The organism is Oceanisphaera submarina (assembly GCF_046521305.1).
In the GTDB taxonomy this organism is placed as follows: Bacteria; Pseudomonadota; Gammaproteobacteria; order Enterobacterales; family Aeromonadaceae; genus Oceanimonas; species Oceanimonas submarina.
Window position 1 is genome coordinate 16473 of sequence record NZ_JBKGFN010000013.1, and the last position, 16397, is coordinate 32869.

A 16397-nucleotide genomic window follows, 5' to 3' on the forward strand; every position below is an offset into this window, starting at 1 on the left:
ATCGGTCCTCTGAGGGATAAATAGGTGCAAAATGCGTGTTTTTATCCGTTACTCACCGAGATGACTCTTGTCAAACCCGTATGGTAAACATACCCTTGTCGGTGTCTTTGATAATATGCTGGCTCGAGTCATCAGATTACCGCTTGCGTTGGCAACATGGCTGAATACAGGCAAAAACTTTAGAGAAGCGATAATGCAGGATTTGCGAATTATCTTGATCATTCTGGGTGCGGTGGCCATTGCCGCCTTGCTGATCCACGGGCTGTGGACCAGCCAGAAAGGACGTCAAAAGCCGATGCGTGAAAAACCGATAGGCAAGGTAGTGAATGGAGCGGCCGGCGACGACGACTTTGATCGTGATGGTATCGGCAAGGTGCGGGTACTGGGTACGCACAAGGCCGAAACCTTGCGCCGTGAGCATGAAGACGAGAATGACTGGCAAACATCCCCGCATTTTTCTGCCATTAACGACGACGATGAAGACGAACCCGGCATCGGACTGACGCCGACGACACCTTCGCCGGCTAAAAAAGCCGCTTCTGCCGCCAGGCCTTTTTCTGCAGACAAACCGGTCGTTGCCGAAACCGAATTACAGCAACGTGAGCGCCAGTATCGCCAGGGTGAGATTGATCCCCTGTTCGACGAGCCGGCTGCCCCGGCGCCCAGCGCCGACATCGTCGAGCCGCAGTATGCTCCCGAGCCAGAGCTTGCACCCGACCCCGTCCATGATGCCGAGCTGGAATCAGTCCCCGAGGTGGCCGCTCCGCGGCGAGAAGTCCCCAAGACCTGGCAGGACGTTTATGTCATCAATCTGGTGGCCCGTCCCAATCAGCAGTTGGCAGGCGGCGAATTGACCCGGGCCCTGACTGACGCCGGTTTCTGTTTCGGTGACATGGATATTTTTCATCGCCACCAGACCCCGACCCCTCAGGGTGAGGCGCTGTTCAGCCTGATCAACATGGTCAAGCCCGGCACCTTCAACCTCAATGCCATGGCCCAATTCAGCACCCCCGGGGTGTCGATGTTCATGCAGCTACCGAAACCCGGTATGGCCAAGAATCATTTCAATCTGATGGTGCAAACGGCCGAAAACATGGCCGAAGATCTGGATGCCCTGCTGCTGGATGGCCAGCGTAGTCCGCTCAGCCCCGATTATCTGGCCCATTGCCGCGAGCAGCTGAGAAACTACGACAGTCAGGCCCAATAACCATATTGTGCCCTGTAACCTTGATTGTAATAATAAAGTGCGGCCGAGGGCCGCACTTTTTGTTTAAGCGGAATAGCCCCATGAACGATACCCAAGCCCGAATTCTTGCCCTGCGCGAACAACTCGACACCTATAACGAACAATATTATGTGGCCGATGCCCCCACGGTGCCGGATGTGGAGTACGACCGGCTGATGCGCGAGCTGATCGCGCTGGAGCAGGCTCATCCCGAATGGCTGGACTCGAGCTCGCCCAGCCAGAAGGTAGGCGGTGCTCCGGTCTCTGCCTTCCCCGAGGTACGCCACGCCCTGCCGATGCTGTCGCTGGATAACGTGTTCAGTGACGATGAGCTGGCCGCCTTCGAAAAACGTCTGCACAGCCGGCTTGGCAGTGACGCCCCCATCGAGTTCTGCTGTGAGCCCAAGCTCGACGGCCTGGCGGTGAGCCTGCTGTATGAACGGGGCAGGCTGGTACAGGCCGCCACCCGGGGCGACGGCAGCACCGGCGAAGGTATTACCGAAAACGTGCGTACCATCAAGGCGATACCGCTCAGGCTGAGAGGCGACGACTGGCCGGCCCGACTGGAAGTGCGCGGCGAAGTCTTCATGCCCAGCGCCGGATTCGAACGAATGAACGAGGCGGCCCGGGCCTGCGGTGACAAGGTGTTTGCCAACCCGCGCAACGCCGCCGCCGGCAGCCTGCGCCAGCTGGACTCACGAGTGACCGCCAAGCGGCCGCTGGCCTTTTACTGTTACGGGGTCGGCCTGGTCGAAGGCGAACCGCTGGGCGAGCGTCATTTCGATATTCTGCAACGGCTCAAGGGCTGGGGGCTGCCGGTCAGCCCCGAGGTGAAACGCATGCAGGGGAGGGCCGGCTGTGAGCAATATCACGATGATATTCTGCACCGGCGCGATCGGCTGCCCTACGAAATCGACGGGGTTGTCTACAAGGTGGACGAACTGGCGCTGCAGGAGCGGCTCGGCTTTGTGGCCCGGGCGCCGCGTTGGGCCACCGCCCACAAGTTTCCGGCGCAGGAAGAGCTGACACGGCTGCTGAATGTGGAATTTCAGGTCGGTCGCACCGGCGCCATTACCCCGGTCGCCAAGCTGGAGCCGGTGCGGGTGGCCGGGGTGATGGTGTCCAATGCGACCCTGCACAACGCCGACGAAATTGCCCGGTTGGGGGTGATGATTGGCGATACGGTAATAGTGCGCCGGGCCGGAGACGTGATCCCCCAGGTGGCGGCGGTGGTACTGGACCGACGGCCCGAAGATGTCCGAGCCATCGATTTTCCGGCTTGCTGCCCCGTATGCGATTCGGACATTGAGCGTATCGAAGGGGAGGCGGTGGCTCGCTGTACCGGCGGCCTCTTCTGTGCCGCTCAACGCAAGGAGGCGATCAAGCATTTCTCTTCGCGCAAGGCGCTGGATATAGAGGGACTGGGCACCAAACTCATCGATCAGTTGGTGGAGCAGGACAAGATCAAGACCCCGGCGGATTTGTTTCGGCTGAATCATCAGGATCTGGCGGGGCTGGAACGAATGGGCGACAAATCGGCCACCAAGTTACTGACGGCACTGGAGAAGGCGCGCAGCACTACCCTGGCTCGCTTTCTCTATGCGCTGGGGATACGGGAAGTAGGGGAGGCGACCGCCAACAACCTGGCGCAACACTTTCTGACCCTGGAGGCGGTGATGAACGCTGAGGTAGACAGCCTGTTGGCGGTGCCGGATGTGGGCGAAATTGTGGCCAAGCACCTTTACTATTTCTTCCGCCAGCCTCATAACCTGGAGGTGGTACTGGCGCTGACGGATCCTCGGGAACAGGGTGGTTGCGGTCTGCACTGGCCGACGATTGAACCGGTGGCCGTCGATGCCCAGCCGCTGGCGGGGCAGACCTTTGTGCTGACCGGTACCCTGACGCAATTGTCCCGTAGCGATGCCAAGACGGCACTGCAGGCGCTGGGCGCCAAGGTAGCAGGATCGGTATCGGCCAAAACCAGTTGCGTGGTGGCCGGTGAAGCGGCAGGCTCCAAGCTGGTGAAGGCCCAGGAGCTGGGCATCGACATCATGGACGAAGACGGACTGCTGATGTTGCTGGCAGAACACAGGTAAAAGAGTTGTGAGTAAGCACTCAGTCTCTGCGCCACAAGTTTTTTGATAACAGCAGGAAATCGGGCAAAGGGCACTATTTTGCCGACATGCCGTATGACATGACACTCGCTGTTTCAGCCTACTGCGAATATTCACTGGATATTCGGTCAGGCCGAAACGGCTCGTCACGGCGAGAAAACTCGCCCCTGGGGGCTCAGCCGCCCCATCTGACCGCCAGGGATGGAATTTACTGAGCGTTACATGGATGCACTTGAAGCGTGTCGGGGGAGGTAACCCTGTGGCCTCATTGTGTCGCAGGCCGACTCTGGTTACTGAGTGGTCAGCATGCTGAATTCCTGGCCCATGCGGCGAAAGGCGTTCAGCAGCAGGCCCTTGTCTCTGACTTCCAGATAATGCAGTTGGCCGCTGCTGTTGAGCACCAGGGTCAGGTCCTGACCGGCGCGCAGGTTACTGAGCGGCTTGTAGGACGGCTCTGCCCGCACCAGGGCAATAAGATCATGACCCGGCAACTGCCATTGGCGGAACAGGGCGGCCAGTGTCTCGCCCTGGGCCAGGGTGTGATCGATGCGCTTGCCGCCATCGGGTACCGGAATTTCCCGTTTTTCGGCCGCAGACAGCGGCAGACTCAGGCTGCCGGTTACCGGTGCCGCCAATGGCGCTGGCGCCGGTTGCCAGGCCAGCAGCAGCAACCAAGCGGGTACCAGTGCCAGTAACCCGATTTTGTGTATGCGGGGTAGCCGCGGCCAGCAATCCAGTGCCTGGCCCAGCCCTTGCCTGGCAGGCAGGGTCAGTTGATTTAGTTTGGTGCCGAAAGAATCCGGCTTGTTCTGTTTCATTGCTGATTGTCTTCTGGTCATGATTAGGCACCTCGTGGCCATCAGTGTATCTGCGGGCCGTGCGGCCGACAAGCGGTCGGGCAGCTCCTTTTGAAGCGTTTGTTGCTGGCGACGCGACCAACTCGATGACAAAGCGTTTAACCCGTTACAGGCGGGTGCTAAAATAGTCGCCACTTTGTTTAACCCAAGCTCATTTGGGCTTTATTTACCAGCTAAGGCAGAAAGAATGACAGTTAAAACGCGGTTTGCTCCCAGCCCCACCGGCTTTCTCCACGTAGGTGGTGCCCGTACGGCCCTGTATTCCTGGCTCTATGCCCGTCATCAGCAGGGTGAATTCGTGCTGCGTATCGAAGATACCGATCTGGAACGCTCCACTCAGGAGGCCATCGACGCCATCCTGGAAGGCATGAACTGGCTGGGACTGAACTGGAACGAGGGTCCCTATTATCAGACTCAGCGTTTTGACCGTTATAACGCGCTTATCGAGCAGTTGCTGGCCGAAGGCAAAGCCTATAAATGCTACTGCTCTCGCGAGCGACTGGATGCGCTGCGTGAGCAGCAGATGGCCGACGGCGAAAAGCCTCGCTACGACGGTACCTGCCGTCACGGCGCTCATGAGCACGCCGCCGATGCACCTTGTGTCATCCGCTTCAAGAACCCGACCGAAGGTACAGTTGTATTCGAGGATCATGTACGAGGTCGCATCGAAACCGGCAACAATCAGCTGGACGATCTCATCATTCGCCGCACCGATGGCGCACCCACCTATAACTTCTGTGTGGTGGTGGACGACTGGGATATGGAAATCACCCATGTGGTTCGCGGCGAAGACCATATCAACAACACCCCGCGCCAGATCAACATTTATCAGGCTCTGGGCGCGCCGGTGCCGGAATTTGCCCATGTGTCGATGATTCTGGGCGACGACGGTGCCAAGCTGTCCAAACGCCATGGCGCGGTCAGTGTGATGCAGTACCGGGACGACGGCTATCTGCCTCAGGCGCTGCTCAACTATCTGGTACGTCTGGGCTGGTCCAATGGTGATCAGGAAATCTTCTCGCTGGAAGAGATGATCGAACTGTTCTCGCTCGACGCCATCAGCAAGTCTGCTTCTGCCTTCAATACCGACAAGCTGTTGTGGCTGAACCAGCACTATATCAAGACCCTGCCTGCTGCCGAAGTGGCCGAGCATCTGCAGTGGCATATGCAGGATCAGGGCATCGATACCAGCAAGGGTCCGTCTCTGGCCGAGCTGGTGACCCTGTTTGCCGAGCGCTGTAACACCCTGAAAGAGCTGGCGGCCCAGAGTCGCTATCTGTTTGAAGACTTCGCCGAGTTCGAGGCGGGTGCTGCCAAGAAGCATCTTCGCCCGGTGGCGGGTGAGCCGCTGACGCTGGTACGTGCCAAGCTGGCGGAGCTGACCGACTGGCAGGCACCGGCGATTCACGAGGTCGTTAACGCCGCCGCCGCCGAGCTGGAACTGGGCATGGGCAAGGTCGGCATGCCGTTGCGCGTGGCGGTGACCGGCATCGGCCAGTCGCCGGCCATCGACGGTGTCATTGCGCTGCTGACCAAGGAGCGGGTGCTGGCCCGTATCGACATGGCACTGGGTTTTATCGCCGAACGCGCCCAGGGTTAAAACCGGGCCTCAAGCGGTAAGCTGCAGGAAAAACGGCGCTGTCCCAGACAGCGCCGTTTTTTATTGCTGAATGTCTTTGTTTGCAAGCACATGCCGGTTTACGGCCTGTCTCCTGCTCTGGATTTGTCACCAATAGACAGGCTGACGGCTTGAATTGGCGGCGATCTCAGCAGTGAGGTTAAAAAATGACTGATTGCGCGGCTTTTTTTATTTTCTGGTTGACACAAAAAGGCACCCTGCCTATTATGCGCCTCGTCTGAACGGACATGGTCCGGGAAGAAAGATAAGCGGGGCTATAGCTCAGCTGGGAGAGCGCTTGCATGGCATGCAAGAGGTCCGCGGTTCGATCCCGCGTAGCTCCACCACTTATCGAAATTGAAAAAGAAATGTCTGCCAAATGGGGCTATAGCTCAGCTGGGAGAGCGCTTGCATGGCATGCAAGAGGTCCGCGGTTCGATCCCGCGTAGCTCCACCAAATGGCAGAAAACACCAGTAAAACAGCATTGTTTTGGGGCTATAGCTCAGCTGGGAGAGCGCTTGCATGGCATGCAAGAGGTCCGCGGTTCGATCCCGCGTAGCTCCACCAAAATAATCTGACCCGAATTCGGGGCTATAGCTCAGCTGGGAGAGCGCTTGCATGGCATGCAAGAGGTCCGCGGTTCGATCCCGCGTAGCTCCACCACTTATTTTGTGGAATCACGAAAGCCGCTGCAGAAATGCAGCGGCTTTTCTGTCTCTGGCATTCAGCCCTTCGGCCTCTGGCCTTTTGAGCGATCCCCGCGCACAATAAACAAAATCCAAACGAGACTGACTTTGTGGAGCACTTCGATCCTATCTTTCAGCGAGCCTGCGCCCGTCACGGCGGAGAAGCGGCGCTGAGGCAGCGTATTGCCACGCCCTTGTGTACCCCCGCCGAACTGGCGGCGATTCCCGATGATCGCTGGCTGTCGTCTTTCACCATGAGCCTCTTTCAGTCCGGCTTCGTCTGGCAGGTGATTCGCAATAAATGGCCGGAGTTCGAGCGGGCCTTCTTCGGCTTCGATCCGGAAAAAATGCTGTTGCTGGACGAGCAGCACCTGGAGCGGCTCAACAACGATGGAGGCATAGTACGCCACGTCAGAAAAATAGCGGCGGTGCCGGCCAATGCCCGCATGGTGCTGGATCTGGGCCGGGAGCATGGTGGTTTCGGTGCCTTCGTGGCTCAGTGGCCGCAAGACGACATCACCGGACTCTGGCAGCAGATCAAGGGACAGGGCCTGTTGCTGGGCGGCAATATCACCGCCTACGGTTTACGTCGACTGGGGGTGGATACCTTCGTCTTTACCCATGATGTCAGCGCCTACCTGCGTCATCATCGGGTGGTCAGCGCCGGCCTCGGCAGCAAAAAAGGCATGGCCGAGGCCCAGGCGGCCTTTAACGAATGGCGGTGGCAAAGCGGGCTCAGCTTCAGCGAAATCAGCAAAACCATCGCCTGCTCTATTGGTTAATGGGTCAGGTGGTTAATGAGCGAGGTAGGGTGTTAAAAACGCATGTACCTGGCGAGCAATCAGCGGCTGGGCACTGGCGGTGGGATGAATGCCGTCGTCCATCATCATGCCGTTTTCACCGATGAGTGGTGACACAAAAAAGGGTAACAGGGGAAGCCGATGCGCTTCGGCTAGCTTGCCGAAGATGGGCTCAAACTGCTGCAGATAACGGCGACCGTAATTGGGTGGCAGCCGGATATCGGTTAGCACCACCCGGGCCCCGGACTGGTTCGCTAGCAGGATCAACGCCTTCAGGTTACGCTCGATAAGCGGCGGCGGCAGACCGCGCAGGCCGTCGTTACCGCCCAGTTCCAGCACGACCAGACAGGGTTGATGGCGTTCGAGCAGAGGCGGCAGCCGTTGTAGCCCGCCCTGGGTGGTGTCACCGCTGACACTGGCATTCACCACCTCCACCGCTCGGCCTTCCGATCGCCATTGCTCCGCCAGCAGGTGAGGCCAGGCCTGTTCGGCGCTCATGCGGTAACCGGCACTGAGACTGTCGCCGAGAATAAGGACGGTGTTAGCATGGGTAACGTATGACACCAACAGCAGTATCAGCAGAAGGATACGAGGCATGACGACTTCTCCGATTATCAAGGTGGCCGGGCTGACCCACAGGGTGCTTTTGGGCGACGAATCACTCACCATCCTTGAGGGGATAGGGCTGGAAGTCAAGCCCGGCCAGAGCGTGGCGCTGGTGGGGGCCTCCGGCTCCGGCAAGTCGACCCTGCTCGGATTGCTGGCCGGACTGGACAGCGCCACCGAAGGCGACATAGAAGTCGGCGGCCAGATGTTGTCCGCCCTGGACGAAGAGCAGCGCGCCCGGTTGCGAGGCCATCATATCGGCTTCGTGTTTCAGTCCTTCCTGTTGCTGCCGACCCTGACGGCACTGGAAAACGTCATGCTGCCCGCCGAGTTGCAGGGCCGCAGTGATGGCGAGCAACGGGCCCGAGAGCTACTGGAGCTGGTGGGGTTGCAAGAACGACTGCGGCATTTTCCCGCTCAGCTGTCCGGTGGCGAGCAGCAGCGGGTGGCTATCGCTCGGGCCTTCATGACTCAGCCGGATATCCTCCTGGCGGACGAGCCCACCGGCAACCTGGATCATCATACCGGGGCCCAGATCATCGAGCTCTTGTTCGAGCTGAACCGTAAACACGGCACCACACTGCTGATGGTTACCCACGATGAGGCCCTGGCGAGCCGCTGTGAGCGGCGCCTGTTGATGACCGCCGGTCGTTTGGAGGAGCAGCATGCGTAGTCTGGGACCAGGGCTTATCTGGCGTGAGGCGGGGCGCGGGCCTCTACGACTCTTCATATTGGCGCTGGCCCTCAGTGTCGCCAGCATGCTCAGCGTGACCCTGGTGGCGGATCGGTTGGATCAGGCGCTCAAGGTCTCGGGGCGAGACTACATTGCCGCCGATCGCATCTTGTCCGGCAGCCGCGCCGCCGATCCCTCTTGGTTGGCCGAGGCCGAGAGGATGGGGCTGGCGGTGTCTCGTACCCAGTCGTTTCAGAGCGTACTCTTCGCCGGTGATAACCTGCAATTGGCCAGCGTGCGCGCGGTGGACGATGCCTTTCCCTTCTATGGCGAGTTGCAGCTGGCACCTGCAGGCAGGGTACGGCCTGGCACCATCTGGCTTTCGGCCCGTCTGCTGGCACTGTTGCAGCTGGTGCCGGGGGATAGGCTGGAACTGGGCAATAGCGAGCTGGAGGTGGCCGGCGAGCTGGTCAGGGAGCCGGATGAAGGCTTTTCGCCCATGCAGTTGGCGCCGAGAGCCATGATCCACCTGGACGATCTGGCCGCTACCGGCATCCTGATGGAAGGCAGCCGGGTACGTTATCGCTACCTGTTCAAGGGGACCGAGACGCAATTAGTGGCCTATGCCGACTGGTTACGGCCGCAGCTACAGGCAGGTCAGCAGTGGCGCGGTCCGAATGACGCGGATACCCCGGTCGCCCGATCCCTCACCCGGGCCGAGCAGTTTTTCCGGCTGGCCTCGCTCACCGGGGTGCTGCTCGGCGTTCTGGCCATGGCCATTGCCCTGGGCTATTTCTCCCGGCGTGAGCAGGACCGGATTGCCCTGCTGAAAACGCTGGGCGCGGGGCGTCGTCAGTTGATTGGCTGGCTGAGCCGCCTGTTGCTGACCTTGCTATTGCTGGGCGCCGTGCTGGGCGCCGTCGTCGGTTATGGCCTGCACAAGCTGATTCTGCTGAGCCTGGGCGAGGCGCTGTCGATGCCCTTGCCGCCGCCATCGATGTCTCCCTTTATGGTAGCGGCGGGTTTGGCGTTGCTCACTACCCTGATGTTGTCGGTGGTGCCCATGGCACGTCTGCTCGGCGTGTCGCCGCTGCGGGTGTTGCGTTCCGAGGCCGAGATCCGGATTTCCCCCTGGTGGAGCGCCGGTATCCTGCTGACGGGCACCTTCGTGCTGAGCTGGTTGTTTGCCGGTCAGTTGGGGTTGGCCGTCGGACTGCTGCTGGGACTGCTTGCCCTGGTTGCCCTGCTGGGTGGCTTGTGCTGGCTGATGCTGGCAGCTGCACGCCGCAGCAGGGGTAGCATTGCCTTTCGGCTGGCGGTGAGTCGCTTGCAGCGTGCCCGCATGGCCACCCTGGTGCAGTTTGGCGGGGTGGCGCTGGCCTTGTTTCTCGGTACCCTGCTGTGGGTGGTGCGCGGCGAGCTGACGGACGGCTTTCTGGCCCGTTTGCCGCCGGATACCCCCAACCGTTTCCTGATCAACATAGCCCCCCACGAGCTGGATCCGTTACGCCGGCGCCTGGAACAGGCCGGGCTCGACCGCTCGCAGTTTTATCCCATAGTGCGCGGTCGCCTGAGTGCCATCAACGACAAGCAGACGGTGGCGGATGTGGACAGTAATCGCGGCGGTGGCATGGGGCGTGAGCTGAACCTGACCTACAGCGAGCAGCTGCCGCAGGGCAACCGCATCGTGCTGGGGGAGTGGACTCTGAAGCCGGATAGCGTGTCCGTCGAGTCGGGCCTGGCCGAGCGGCTGGGGCTGACGCTCGGCGATCGGCTGACGCTGGATCTGGCCGGTCAGTCGGTGTCGGCCGAGGTACAGAGCCTGCGCGAGGTGGACTGGGACAGCATGAAGCCCAACTTCTATCTGATCTTCAGCCCAGATGTGCTGGCGGATTATCCGGCTACCTGGCTGGCCAGCTTTTATTTGCCGGCGGAGCAGCAGGCCTTTGAAGTCTCGCTGATCCGGGCCTTTCCCACCATCACCCTGCTGGATGTGGAGGCGTTGCTGGCGCAGTTGCGACAGGTGCTGGCCCAGGTCGGTCAGGCGTTGCTGGTGATCATGGCGCTGGTGACCGGTGCCAGTCTGCTGGTGCTACTGGCCCAAATGGAAACGACTCTGGAGAGTCGCCGGCGCGAGCTGGTGCTGTTGCGTACTCTGGGTGCGGGCGAGTGGCTGATAGTGGCATCACTGCGCTGGGAGTGGCTGGCGGCGGGGCTGGTCTCGGGGCTGGCGGCGGCGCTGGCGGTGGAGTTGTGTGTGGCGGTGCTCTTGCCCTGGTGGTTGGGCCTGCCGTGGCAGCCGCACCCGCAAATCTGGCTGGGACTGCCGCTGCTCGGCGCCGTCTTGCTGCTGCTCACCGGGCGTGCCGGTGGCATTACCCGCGGCGTCCTGATGGGACGACTGCGCCAATGGGGATAAGCCGGTGTCAGCGGCTTTGGGGCGTGCTCAGGGTTTCTTTCAGTGCCTTGTCGAGGGTGGGGTAACGAAAGTGAAACCCGGCCTGCTGCAGCCGCACCGGCATCACCCTCTGGCCGGTCAACAGCAGATCGGCCATTTCTCCTAACAACAGCCTCATTGCCCAGGCGGGGATGCGGGCAAAGTGCGGTTTGCCCAGCACCTGGGCCAGGTTACGGCTGAAATGTTCGTTGGTGATAGGCTCGGGGGCGGTGGCGTTGAAGGGACCGTTACATTCATCATGCTCCAGCAGGAACAGGATCAGTTTCACCACATCCTCGATGTGTATCCAAGACATATACTGCTTGCCTGAGCCGATGGGACCACCGAGGCCAAGCCGATAGCCGGGCAGCATTTTCTTCAGGGCGCCACCTTCGGCACCCAGTACCATGCCGAGTCGAATACGGCACACCCGGGTCTGTTCACTTTCGGCTACCTGGGCCAGCTGTTCCCACCGAGCACAGACTTCATGGCTGAATTCGACATTCGGGCGGGAGTCTTCATCTACCAGGGCGTCGTCCTGACGGCCATAAAAGCCAACTGCCGAACCGCTGATCAGTACACTGGGTGGTTGTTGGCCGGCCTTGAGCTTTTCGACCAGTTGCCGGGTAATTTGCCAGCGGCTCTGGCAAATCCGCTCTTTCTGGACCTGGGTCCAGCGCTTGTCGGCAATGGGTTCACCCGCCAGGTTGATCACCGCATCAAAGTTATCGAGGTTATCGAGCAGATCGAGAGAAGAGAGGGCCTTGATGTCGTGGCCCAGGCGTTGGTAGACCTTGTTCGGCGTGCGGCTCAACACGGTAATATGATGATGAGGCCGCAGGTGGCTCATCAGGCGATGGCCGATAAAGCCGGTGCCACCGGTAAGCAGTATATTCATGCACCCTCCCTCTTGCAGCCAGATTGATATCGGTTAGCCAGGCGATACCGGCCAGACCCGATGCTGTCTTGATCGATAATACACCATCAGAATAACAGAGGCTTACGGATATACGGCACCAGGAGTGGGAACAGGGCGGGGAAAAGGCAGAAAAAAAGCCGGGGTTATCCACATAAACTGTGAGTAAGTCTGTAGATTACCCCGGACAGTATCGCTAGTCTGTTGATATTACATCAAAAAACAGATCGGGCAGGGATCCAGCAGGATCAGGACAGCGCCGCGATGGCTGCGTCGTAGGCCGGCTCGTCAGTCAGCTCGGCAACGCGTTCGCCATAAACCACTTTACCTTGCTCATCGATGCAGACAACGGCACGGGCAGACAGACCACGCAGGGCGCCATCGCTCAGGGCCACGCCGTAGGCATTCAGGAATTCGGTGTGACGGAAGGCGGAAGCGGCCTGTACATTTTCGATGCCTTCGGCAGCGCAGAAACGGCCGAACGCGAAGGGCAGATCCATGGATACACACAGTACCTTGGTGTTGCCCAGAGCGGCGGCTTTCTCGTTGAAGGTGCGCACGCTGGTCGCACAAACACCGGTATCTACGCTGGGAAAGATGTTGAGCAGCAGTTTCTGGCCCTTGAAATCAGCCAGGCGGATATCGTTGAGGTCGGCACCGGTCAGGGTGAAATCGGGTGCGGCCTGACCGGCCTGGGGGAACTGACCGGAAACGGCGACGGAATTACCCTGAAAAGTCACTGCAGACATGATTTATCTCCTTGTGTGAAAAGGGTTAAGTTACCAGTTTTCACCATAAGGAAAAGGTTTTTATTTTTGCACTCCGAGGTTGTCGCCTGTGGTCCGGCCAAAAAAATGCCGCCCCTCATACGTGGTGAATGCACTAGGTATGAAGGGCGGGCCGGCTGTTGCCATTCCCGCGAAGGCGGGAATTCAGTGTCCTGTTTAATGATTCCAGCTTAGTGGAGATGACCCAGATTGCACGGCGGCCAGGTTCAGACCCTGGCCTTGTCCGCCAATTGGGCGGCCTGAATGGCGGTGAGGGCTATGGTATAGACGATGTCGTCGACCAGGGCGCCACGCGACAAATCATTCACCGGTTTGCGCATTCCCTGCAGCATGGGGCCGATGGATACCAGCTGGGCCGAGCGCTGCACCGCCTTGTAAGTGGTGTTGCCGGTATTCAGATCCGGGAAGATGAACACGGTCGCCTTGCCCGCCACCGGCGAGTTGGGCGCCTTGGACTTGGCCACGTTTTCCATGATGGCGGCGTCGTATTGCAGCGGGCCATCGATCACCAGATCCGGACGCTTCTCCTGGGCGAGGCGGGTGGCTTCGCGCACCTTTTCCACATCGGCTCCGGTACCGGAAGTACCTGTGGAGTAGGAGATCATCGCCACCCGAGGCTCTATGCCGAAGGCCAGTGCCGATTCGGCCGACTGGATGGCGATTTCCGCCAGCTGTTCGGCGGTGGGGTCCGGGTTGATGGCGCAGTCTCCGTACACCAGCACCTGATCCGGCAGCAGCATGAAGAACACCGACGACACCAGCGACGAACCGGGCGCTGTCTTGATGATCTGCAGCGGTGGGCGAATGGTGTTGGCGGTGGTATTGATGGCGCCGGACACCAGGCCGTCCACCTCGTCCCGTTCCAGCATCATGGTGCCCAGCACCACCTTGTCTTCCAGTTGCTCCCGGGCCACCACTTCTGTGATGCCCTTGGCCTTGCGCAGTTCCACCAGCCGCTCTACATAGTGCTCCCGTACCTGAGTCGGGTCTATGATGTCCACCCGTTCATCCAGCACCACGCCCTGCTGGGCGGCTACCCGCAGTATTTCTTCCGGATTGCCGAGCAAGACCGGCCGGGCAATGCCACGCTCGGCACAGATGGCGGCGGCCTTGATGGTGCGTGGTTCTTCTCCTTCCGGCAGCACTATGCGCTTGGCGGCGCGCCGGGCCAGCTCGGTCAGCTGGTAGCGGAACGCCGGTGGGCTCAGGCGGCGACTGCGGGTCGACTTGGCGCTGAGGGATTCAATCCAGTGCTTGTCGATATGGCTGGCCATGTAATCCTGTACCAGCTCGATGCGCCCCAGATCGTCCACCGGTATCTCCAGATTGAAATGCTGCAGGCTGACGGCGGTCTGCCAGGTGTTGGTATTGACCATCAGGATTGGCAGGCCGGTTTCGATGGCCCGCTGACACAGGTCCATGATCTGGGGCTCGGGGTGATAGCTGCCATTGAGTAGCAGGGCGCCGATCTTGACCCCGTTCATCGCCGCCAGGCAGACCGAAACGATCACGTCCGAGCGATCACCCGAAGCCACCAGTAAGCTGCCCGGCTTGAAATGCTGCACCATGTTGTGCAGGGCGCGGGCGCAGAAGGTCACGCTCTGTAACCGGCGGCTGTGGAGTTTGCCTTCGTTGATAATGGTGGCATTCAGGTGACGCGCCAGATCTACCGCCCGAGGTGACACCAGCTGGGCATTCCAGGGGATGCAGCCGAGAATACGCAGCGGGGTCTTGCCGAATACCTGCAGCACCTCCAGATTGGGGATGTAATGCGTATTGTTGCTGCTGGGGTTGAGTATTTCGGTGAGATCGGGACGGGTATTGCCCTGCTCATCCATGGGGGCGCCGACCTTGTTGATGATACAACCGACGATGCGCTTGTTGGCCATGCCGCCGAAGCTGGAGCAGGCCAGCTCGAGCCGCTCTTTCAGTTGCTGGCTGGTGTCGTTGCCCGGCTGGGTGATAAACACCATGTCGGCGTCCAGCGCCTTGGCCACATCGTAATTGATGCGATTGGCGAAGGGTTGTTTATCGGTGGGGATGAGGCCTTCCACCACCACCACTTCGGCGCCGCTGTCCAATACGTGCTTTTCAACCCGGGCGACAATCTCTTCCAGCAGCACGTCCAGGTTGCCGCGGGAGATCATGCTTTCGGCATAGCTCAGCGCGAAGGGTTCCGGCGGCGTGATATTGGAGCCGTTGGCGATCACCGCCGTGGAATGATCCTGGACCATACTGCGATGATGCGGCTGGGACACCGGTTTGAAAAAAGTGACGTTAACCCCGTTGCGCTCCATGGCGCGGACCATGCCTAGGCTGACGGAGGTGGCCCCGACGCCGCCGCTGACGGGGATGAGCATTATGGTTCTGGCCATTCTGGTTCCCTTACTGTTGAGCGGAAAGGTGTTGAGCACACGACAGCGCCAGCGCATCCCGGGCGATGACCCATTCTTCGTTGGTCGGAATCACCCAGGCGGGCGCGCTGTTTGCGGTGGTGATGCACCCGGCCTTGCCGAAGCGGGCGGCCAGGTTGGCCTCCGGATCGAGCCTGAAGCCCAGCAGGCTCAGTTTTGACAGTGTCAGCTCCCGCACCAGGGCGGAGTTTTCGCCGATGCCGCCGGTAAACACAATGGCATCCAGGCGGCCGTCCAGCGAGCAGCCATAACCGGCAATATACTTGGCCAGGCGGTAACAGAAAATATCCAGTGCCCGTCTGGCTTCGGGTAATTGATCATAGTTTTCTTCGGCGAAGCGGCAGTCGCTGCTGTGCTCGGTCAGGCCCAGCAGGCCAGACTCCTTGGTCAGCATGGTATTGATGCGATCTGTGCTGTAGCCCAGGGTGTCGTGCAGATGAAAGATGATGGCCGGGTCGATATCACCGCTGCGTGTCCCCATCACCAGCCCTTCGAGAGGGGTCAGGCCCATGGAGGTATCGACCGACTCGCCATTTTTGATGGCGCAGACCGAGGCACCGTTACCCAGATGACAGCTGATGATATTGAGTTCGCTCAGCGGTTTGTTCAGTCGTTTGGCGGCCTGCTGGGCAATGAAATAATGGCTGGTGCCGTGCATGCCATAGCGACGGATGCCGTGCTCCCGGTATAAATGATAGGGAATGGCATAGAGGTAAGCCGGTTCGGGCATGGACTGATGAAAGGCGGTGTCGAACACTGCTACCTGGGGCAGCTCGGGAAAGGAACGACGTGCCGAGGCGATACCGACCAGGTGAGCGGGGTTGTGCAGCGGGGCCAGGCTGGCGCAGTCTTCGATGCCCCGAATGACCGACTCGTCAATCAATACCGACTGGGTGAATTGCTCGCCGCCGTGTACCACCCGGTGGCCCACGGCGCATAGATTGGCCATCAGCGTCGGGTTGGACATCAGCAGCTTGTCGACGATAAAGTCCAGGGCCTGCTGGTGGGCGGCACCGGCACCGAGCGAGGCGCTGTCCTTGTGACCGTCGAGTTTCCACTTGATACGGGTGTCGGGCAGGTAGAAACATTCGGCGATACCCGACAGCTTTTCATTGCCGCTTTCGGCATCGAGAATGGCGAACTTGAGCGACGAGCTGCCGCAGTTAAGCACAAGAACCAGCTTGCTAGTCATCTGTAAACCTTGTCGTCAGAGTGATGGAACATTGCCGCCCGAAACCGCTTTTCAGGCTATCCATGCCGGT

12 protein-coding genes and 4 tRNA genes are annotated in these 16397 nt (G+C 60.0%); 10 read left to right on the forward strand and 6 right to left on the reverse strand.

The annotated features are described in order from the left end of the window. The first annotated feature begins 193 nt into the window (after positions 1 to 193). Both zipA and ligA read left to right on the forward strand, forming a co-directional pair. Positions 194 to 1207: a cell division protein ZipA gene (gene zipA / locus ACLEIV_RS12880; protein WP_410457045.1), complete on the forward strand. Its 1014-nt coding sequence runs from the start codon at positions 194 to 196 to the stop codon at positions 1205 to 1207. An 80-nt stretch (positions 1208 to 1287) separates the two neighbouring features. Beyond that, positions 1288 to 3321, forward strand: a complete 2034-nt coding sequence (gene ligA / locus ACLEIV_RS12885) for an NAD-dependent DNA ligase LigA (RefSeq protein WP_410457046.1) — start codon at positions 1288 to 1290, stop codon at positions 3319 to 3321. Positions 3322 to 3629: 308 nt separating this feature from the next. Here the strand turns inward: ligA and ACLEIV_RS12890 are convergent, their stop codons facing one another. After that, positions 3630 to 4178: a LysM-like peptidoglycan-binding domain-containing protein gene (locus ACLEIV_RS12890; protein ID WP_410457047.1), complete on the reverse strand. Its 549-nt coding sequence runs from the start codon at positions 4176 to 4178 to the stop codon at positions 3630 to 3632. 205 nt (positions 4179 to 4383) lie between these two features. Here ACLEIV_RS12890 and gltX point away from each other — a divergent pair, with 205 nt between their 5' ends. The 6 genes from gltX (at position 4384) to ACLEIV_RS12920 (ending at position 7283) form a co-directional block, all read left to right on the forward strand. Beyond that, a complete protein-coding gene (gene gltX, locus ACLEIV_RS12895; protein ID WP_410457048.1) occupies positions 4384 to 5796 on the forward strand; it encodes a glutamate--tRNA ligase in 1413 nt (470 codons plus the stop codon). A gap of 289 nt (positions 5797 to 6085) precedes the next feature. Beyond that, a tRNA-Ala gene (locus ACLEIV_RS12900) sits at positions 6086 to 6161 on the forward strand. 34 nt (positions 6162 to 6195) lie between these two features. Next, positions 6196 to 6271, forward strand: a tRNA-Ala gene (locus ACLEIV_RS12905). Positions 6272 to 6306: 35 nt separating this feature from the next. Beyond that, positions 6307 to 6382, forward strand: a tRNA-Ala gene (locus ACLEIV_RS12910). 20 nt (positions 6383 to 6402) lie between these two features. Next, positions 6403 to 6478: transfer RNA gene (locus tag ACLEIV_RS12915), tRNA-Ala, on the forward strand. A gap of 133 nt (positions 6479 to 6611) precedes the next feature. Continuing rightward, positions 6612 to 7283, forward strand: coding sequence for a DNA-3-methyladenine glycosylase I (locus tag ACLEIV_RS12920; RefSeq protein WP_410457049.1), 672 nt, complete (start codon positions 6612 to 6614; stop codon positions 7281 to 7283). A 12-nt stretch (positions 7284 to 7295) separates the two neighbouring features. Here ACLEIV_RS12920 and ACLEIV_RS12925 read toward each other — a convergent pair whose 3' ends face one another. After that, positions 7296 to 7898, reverse strand: a complete 603-nt coding sequence (locus tag ACLEIV_RS12925; RefSeq protein ID WP_410457050.1) for an arylesterase — start codon at positions 7896 to 7898, stop codon at positions 7296 to 7298. Here ACLEIV_RS12925 and ACLEIV_RS12930 point away from each other — a divergent pair. Both ACLEIV_RS12930 and ACLEIV_RS12935 read left to right on the forward strand, forming a co-directional pair. Further along, entirely contained in the window at positions 7897 to 8580 is a 684-nt protein-coding gene (locus ACLEIV_RS12930) for an ABC transporter ATP-binding protein (protein ID WP_410457051.1), read from the forward strand. The genes ACLEIV_RS12925 and ACLEIV_RS12930 overlap by 2 nt on opposite strands. Beyond that, the gene (locus ACLEIV_RS12935; RefSeq protein ID WP_410457052.1) at positions 8573 to 10999 is read left to right on the forward strand and encodes an ABC transporter permease; all 2427 of its coding nucleotides are present in this window, start codon (positions 8573 to 8575) and stop codon (positions 10997 to 10999) included. Before ACLEIV_RS12930 ends, ACLEIV_RS12935 begins: the two co-directional genes overlap by 8 nt. A 7-nt stretch (positions 11000 to 11006) precedes the next feature. On the opposite strand, the gene ACLEIV_RS12940 is transcribed toward ACLEIV_RS12935, so the two are convergent. From ACLEIV_RS12940 to ACLEIV_RS12955, 4 genes are all read right to left on the reverse strand, one after another. Then, on the reverse strand, positions 11007 to 11915 hold the full coding sequence (locus ACLEIV_RS12940) for a TIGR01777 family oxidoreductase (RefSeq protein ID WP_410457053.1): 909 nt from the start codon (positions 11913 to 11915) through the stop codon (positions 11007 to 11009). Positions 11916 to 12181: 266 nt separating this feature from the next. Continuing rightward, positions 12182 to 12682: a thiol peroxidase gene (gene tpx / locus ACLEIV_RS12945; protein WP_410457054.1), complete on the reverse strand. Its 501-nt coding sequence runs from the start codon at positions 12680 to 12682 to the stop codon at positions 12182 to 12184. Between the two features lie 245 nt (positions 12683 to 12927). After that, positions 12928 to 15096, reverse strand: a complete 2169-nt coding sequence (gene pta, locus ACLEIV_RS12950) for a phosphate acetyltransferase (protein WP_410457055.1) — start codon at positions 15094 to 15096, stop codon at positions 12928 to 12930. 10 nt (positions 15097 to 15106) lie between these two features. Beyond that, entirely contained in the window at positions 15107 to 16327 is a 1221-nt protein-coding gene (locus ACLEIV_RS12955; protein ID WP_410457056.1) for an acetate kinase, read from the reverse strand. Positions 16328 to 16397 lie beyond the last annotated feature (70 nt).

What these genes read in the sequence shown, in the direction of transcription:
- zipA (WP_410457045.1), top strand. Translation starts at nt 194, where the DNA reads ATGCAGGATTTGCGAATTATCTTGATCATTCTGGGTGCGGTGGCCATT.
- ligA (WP_410457046.1), top strand. Translation starts at nt 1,288, where the DNA reads ATGAACGATACCCAAGCCCGAATTCTTGCCCTGCGCGAACAACTCGAC.
- ACLEIV_RS12890 (WP_410457047.1), bottom strand. Translation starts at nt 4,178, where the DNA reads ATGACCAGAAGACAATCAGCAATGAAACAGAACAAGCCGGATTCTTTC.
- gltX (WP_410457048.1), top strand. Translation starts at nt 4,384, where the DNA reads ATGACAGTTAAAACGCGGTTTGCTCCCAGCCCCACCGGCTTTCTCCAC.
- ACLEIV_RS12930 (WP_410457051.1), top strand. Translation starts at nt 7,897, where the DNA reads ATGACGACTTCTCCGATTATCAAGGTGGCCGGGCTGACCCACAGGGTG.
- ACLEIV_RS12925 (WP_410457050.1), bottom strand. Translation starts at nt 7,898, where the DNA reads ATGCCTCGTATCCTTCTGCTGATACTGCTGTTGGTGTCATACGTTACC.
- ACLEIV_RS12935 (WP_410457052.1), top strand. Translation starts at nt 8,573, where the DNA reads ATGCGTAGTCTGGGACCAGGGCTTATCTGGCGTGAGGCGGGGCGCGGG.
- ACLEIV_RS12940 (WP_410457053.1), bottom strand. Translation starts at nt 11,915, where the DNA reads ATGAATATACTGCTTACCGGTGGCACCGGCTTTATCGGCCATCGCCTG.
- tpx (WP_410457054.1), bottom strand. Translation starts at nt 12,682, where the DNA reads ATGTCTGCAGTGACTTTTCAGGGTAATTCCGTCGCCGTTTCCGGTCAG.
- pta (WP_410457055.1), bottom strand. Translation starts at nt 15,096, where the DNA reads ATGGCCAGAACCATAATGCTCATCCCCGTCAGCGGCGGCGTCGGGGCC.
- ACLEIV_RS12955 (WP_410457056.1), bottom strand. Translation starts at nt 16,327, where the DNA reads ATGACTAGCAAGCTGGTTCTTGTGCTTAACTGCGGCAGCTCGTCGCTC.